Consider the following 4925-nt stretch of genomic DNA (forward strand, 5'->3'; position numbering starts at 1 on the left):
GTGGGGAGCGGGGTGGGACGCGAGGTGCTGGAGCAGCCGCAGGCTGGCCTCGTCGGCCCACTGGAGGTCGTCGAGGAAGAGCGTCACCGGGTGCTCCTCGGTGAGCGCCTCCAAGAGCTGCCGGAACACCTGGAGGAAGCGGCTCTGGGTGTCGGCGGGAGCCAGCGGCGCGACCTCTGGCAGCCGCCCGGTCACCTGGAGCAGTTCGGGGATGAGGCCGGCGATCAGCTGCCCGCTCGCGCCGAGCGCCTCATCCAGGCGCTCCCGCCACCGGGCCTTCTGGGATGCGTCCTCCGCGGCGAGCCGCAGGAAGAGGGGCTGGAACGCGCGGACGAACGCGGCGTAGGGAGCCTCCTGCCGCTGGTCGAACTTGCCCGTCAGGAAGAGTCCGCCCTGGTCGAGGACCGTGGACCGGAGCTGGTTCACCAGGGAGGACTTGCCAACGCCCCCCTCCCCCATCACCAGGACCAGCTCCGGGAGCTTCGTGGCCACCACGCGCTCGAAGGCGGCGCGCAGCTGCTCGAGCTCGGCTTCCCGAAGCGGGAGCAACTGCGGGGTTCGCGGCTGTCCCAGCGCGTCGCTGGCGCCGAGGGCGAACGGCTCGATCCGCTGGTTCAGGGTCCACTGCTGGCGGCAGTTCAGCAGATCCACGAGCAGCCCCTGCGCTGTCGGGTAGCGGTCCTCGGGCGCCTTCGCCAGCAGGCGCATCACCAGGTCCGACACCACGGCCGGGAGGTGGGGCTGAAGCTCCACGAGCGGCCGGGGCATGCGGGCGAGGTGGCTGTGGATCCATCCGAGCGGGTCCTCGGCCTGGAAGGGCAGTTGGCCCGTGAACACCTGGTACAGGACGACGCCCGCCGAGTAGAGGTCCGTGCGTGCGTCGACGGGACGGTCCATGCGGCCTGTCTGCTCGGGCGACAGGTAGGGACCGCGCGCGGCGAGGGAGAGGTCGATCAGCTGGACGTGGCCCGTCTCCGGCTCGACGACCAGGTTCTCCGGGCAGACGTCCTTGTGGATGACACCGTGGGCGTGGAGGCCGGTGAGCGCTTCTGCGATGCCGACAGCCAGGTTGAGCGCGCGGCCGAACTCCATGGGAGTTCCAAGCAGTTCGTCGAGGAACCGGCCCCCACCATCCTCGGACACCAGGGCGAAGCGATCGCCGGAGGTCTCCAGGGACAGCGTGCGCACCACGGCCGGAGAGCCGGGCTCACGCCCGAAGTCGAATGCGTGGCGGAGCTCCGCGAGCTCCCTGGGAGAGGGCTGCTGGGAGCGCAGCAGCGTGACGATCACCCGGCGGCCATCGGCGGACGTGCCCCGGTAGACGACGGCGCGCTCCCCCTGTCGCACAATTGTGTCCAGGGTGTAACCGGGCACCACGTCCATCTTCTCGTCCATCCTCACCTTCGCAGTATCGCGGTGTTGGAGGTGGGCTGCAGGGACGAATGCGGGGCACCCGCAGGTGCGCGACACTTCAGAGGAACGACGGTTGCTCAGGGTGCAGGGGGCCGGCGTCGCAGGGCCTCCGCTCAACGCAAAGCTTCACAGCGACATCACGTTTTACAGACAAAGCTTGACCATGACTTTCGTATGCGATTGCATCCACGCCTCACCATCGAAAAGGAGATTCACATGCTTCGTGGGTTCGCGATGTTCGCCTTTGTCTCCATCTTCGGAATGGGCTGTGGCGGCGCTGAAGTGATGGACGAAGCCCAGATGGGTCAGTCTTCCGCTGAGCTCATCAACAGCTGTGAGACGCTCCAGACCCGCCGCTGTACTCCGGGAGCGGAGACGGGCTGCCAGTGGGCCAATGGCACCTTTGGCGAGTGCTTCTGCCAGGAGATCCCCGCCAACAAGTGGGTCTGCCTGAGCAACTGAAGTTCCTGAGGCAGCCGCTCACTGGCGGATCAGCTCATGGGCCGGCTTCCCGTCCGGTCCAACCCCATCCAGCCGCACGAAATCGACCGAGAAGGGCCAGGACGTCTTCACGAAGACGTGCTCCAGCCGGGCGACGGTGTTGCCCACCCGGGTCCACGCCTGGACCTGGCATCTACCGTCGACCCGCGCGCTGGTGATGTCGACGGGACGCGAGGGGAAGGCCCGCAGGCTCACCCGCACCCGCCACCCCTCCTCGGTGGATTCGACCTGCTGCGAGTCCTCCAGCCCATACACGGGCTGCTCGACTCCCAGCAGGTCCTCCGTCTCCGAAGGCCCGCGCTCCAACATGAGCCAGTACACCTGCACGGGACGCGGCCCCACGGGGCGGCAGGCCTCGTCCATGCGCAGGGCGTAGTGGACCTGGTTCCGGTTCTCGCTGCGGGTCAGGAAGAAGGCGGACTGCCGCGATGGCGGGGGCGCCCCGGCCGCGGAGGCCAGGGTCGCGACGGCCGTCAGCACCACGGCCGTGAAATGGCTCAGCCCGGATCCAGGAAGCATGGGGGTCCCCCTTCTCGGGATGACGAAATACCGCTGTCCCCCGGAACTGTCACCCGCACGGCACCCTTTTTTATTGGGAGCCGGCGGGTGGGCTCAGTTGCCGGCGTAGGCGGACATGTTGCTGCCCGGGTAGCCGCCGGTGCCGGACCAGGTGGCGGGCAGCGTCGTCAGGCCCGGCTGGACCTTGTAGGAGCCGGTGCCGCTGGTGTGGCGCCAGTAGACGTCGCCGGAGGGACCGAGGACGGCAATCCAATACGTCGTGCCCGACGTCACCGCCTGTGACGTGAAGGTGCAGGCGTTCCACGCGCCTGGCGTGACGGCCGTGACGGTGCAGGTGCGCAGCTGCGCGCCGGGCGTCCCGCTCCCATTCGCATACAGGCCGAGCTGGAGCGTGGTGGCCGTCGTCTGGGCGTCCACGTAGAGGCTCAGCCGCGTGACGCTGCCGCTGGCGCTCGCCACGTAGCTGAACGCCGCCGCGACGCTGGCGTTCTCGAAGTCGGACGTCGTCAGCACGGTGCTGTTGCCCACGAGGGCGGTGGGGGCGGCGGGGGTCGTCGCGCTGGCATTGGCCGTGTAGGCCGAGCTCCCCGCGGCGTTGGTCGCGCGGACCCGGTACCAGTAGCGGGTGCTCGCGGCCCGGCCGGTGTCACTGAACGTCGTCACGTTGGCCCCCGGCGTCCCGGCCTGGGCGAAGGTGCCCGGGGCCCCGGAGACGTCCGGCGCGCGCTCCACCAGGAAGCCGCTCTCGTTGGTCGAGGCATCCGTCCACGCCAGGTTGATCTGCCCGGACGACACCGCCGTCGCCGTCAGGCCCGTGGGCGCCGCGGGCGCGGTGGTGGCGCTGTTCACGGTGATGGAGACCGTGGCGGAGTTCGTGCTGGCGGCAGGGTTGCCGTTGTCCACGGCCACGGCGCGCACCGTGTGGCTTCCCTGCGAGGGATTGCTCCAGGCGCAGCCGTAGGGGCTGGTGGTGCTGGAGCAGATGAGCGACGTGCCGTCCGCGTAGAAGTCCACCCGCGCGATGCTCCGGCCGAAGCCCGCGCTGGCGGTCGCGGCCAGCGGCACGGAGGCCGGCGCGGTGTACGCCGCATTGGCAGTGGGAGAGGTGAGGCTCACCGTGGGCGGGTTGGACAGCGTGAGAGGCACCGCCGCGGAGGTGGTGGCCTGGAGCGTGTCGTCGGTGGCCTTCGCCGTCACGCTGTGCGCGCCATCCTGGAGCGAGCTGACGCCGCAGCTCACGGACGCCGAGGTGGGCGCGTTCACCGTGCAGAGCAGCGTGGTGCCATTGTCGAAGAACTCCACCTTCGTGAGCGTGCGGCCCGGGCCCGCCGTGGCGTTGGCCTGGAGGTTCAGGTTGGCGGGCGCGGTGAAGTTGGCGTTGGCGGCCGGCTGGGTGATGGACACCGCCGGAGCGGTGGAACTGCCCGCGGACAGGCCATACATTGAAGCGCTGGACGCACCCGCGTACACCGTGGAGGTGCCGAACGTGGGGCCCGGCAGTGCGGAGAGGCCCGTCGGCGAATAGCGCATGGAGCCGGTGGGCAGGTCCATGTAACGGAACACGCCGCCCCCGTTCGCGCCCAGCAGCGCCAGCCAGTAGACGGTGCCCGACGTCAGCGTCACCTGCGGCGCGGCGGTGCAGCCGTACCACTGCCCCGTCACCAGCGGCAGCGGATCCACCACTGGGGTGGTGCAGGAGGAGAGCAAGGTGCCCGGAGCGCCCGAGGCATCGCTGTAGACGCCAATGGACAGCGACGCATTGGCATTGCCCGGCGCCGCGAAGACCCTGAGCGTCCCCAGCGTCCCTGTGGCGACGGCGGTGTACTGGAAGGCGTTCACCGAGCCGCCATTGTCGAAGTCGTTCTGCGTCCCCACGGTGTCGACGCCCACGAGCCGCACGCCGGCCGCGGAGGGGCTCACCGTGAAGCTCACCGGCGCGGAGTTCGTGACGAGCGCCGGGCTGCCATTGTCCGTCGCGCGGGCGAAGACATTGGAGTACGTGCCGGCCGTCGCGTTCCACGTGCAGCCCGTGCCGGTCGTCGTGAAGCAGAGCGACGTGGTGCCCTGGAAGAACTCCACCCGCGTGAGGGTCCGCCCCGCGCCCGCGCTGGCCGAAGCGATGAGGGGCGTGCTCCCCGTGGGCAACGTGGCGCCGGAGGCGGGACTCAGGACGCTGACCGTGGGCGGACCGGCAACCGTGATGGCCACGGACGCGGAGCCGCTTTCACCCAGGCTGTCCACCGCCTCCGCGCTCACGGTATGGCTGCCATTGCCCAGGCTGCTCGTGGCCGTGCAGGTGACGGGGTTGGAGACGGGGGCGTTCACGGTGCAGAGCACGGTCGTGCCCGCGCGGAACGTGACGCTGGCCAGCGTGCGGCCGGAGGTGGGCGTGGCCGTGGCGCCCAGGCTGAGCGTCGCGGGCGCGGTGAAGTTCTGCCCGGCCGAGGGTGCGGTGATGGCGACGGCGGGGGCGGTGGGAGGCGCCCCGGAGA

Annotated in this window: 4 protein-coding genes; 1 reads left to right on the forward strand and 3 read right to left on the reverse strand. The window is 70.2% G+C overall.

From position 1 onward, the window contains the following. Positions 1-1395: serine/threonine-protein kinase (locus D7X55_RS35665; RefSeq protein WP_147470343.1), on the reverse strand; the 1395-nt coding region annotated here is incomplete at its 3' end. A 234-nt stretch (positions 1396-1629) separates the two neighbouring features. On the opposite strand from D7X55_RS35665, the gene D7X55_RS35670 reads away from it, so the two are divergent. Next, positions 1630-1875: a hypothetical protein gene (locus D7X55_RS35670; RefSeq protein ID WP_120549594.1), complete on the forward strand. Its 246-nt coding sequence runs from the start codon at positions 1630-1632 to the stop codon at positions 1873-1875. Between the two features lie 18 nt (positions 1876-1893). Here D7X55_RS35670 and D7X55_RS35675 read toward each other — a convergent pair whose 3' ends face one another. Further along, positions 1894-2433: a DUF4833 domain-containing protein gene (locus D7X55_RS35675; RefSeq protein ID WP_121725375.1), complete on the reverse strand. Its 540-nt coding sequence runs from the start codon at positions 2431-2433 to the stop codon at positions 1894-1896. A 93-nt stretch (positions 2434-2526) separates the two neighbouring features. Further along, positions 2527-4925, reverse strand: a 2399-nt coding sequence (locus tag D7X55_RS43675) for an Ig-like domain-containing protein (protein WP_233610260.1), incomplete at its 5' end; no start/stop codon positions are given.

It is taken from the genome of Corallococcus sp. AB049A (assembly GCF_003668885.1).
Lineage (GTDB): Bacteria > Myxococcota > Myxococcia > Myxococcales > Myxococcaceae > Corallococcus > Corallococcus interemptor.

What these genes read in the sequence shown, in the direction of transcription:
- D7X55_RS35670 (WP_120549594.1), top strand. Translation starts at nt 1,630, where the DNA reads ATGCTTCGTGGGTTCGCGATGTTCGCCTTTGTCTCCATCTTCGGAATG.
- D7X55_RS35675 (WP_121725375.1), bottom strand. Translation starts at nt 2,433, where the DNA reads ATGCTTCCTGGATCCGGGCTGAGCCATTTCACGGCCGTGGTGCTGACG.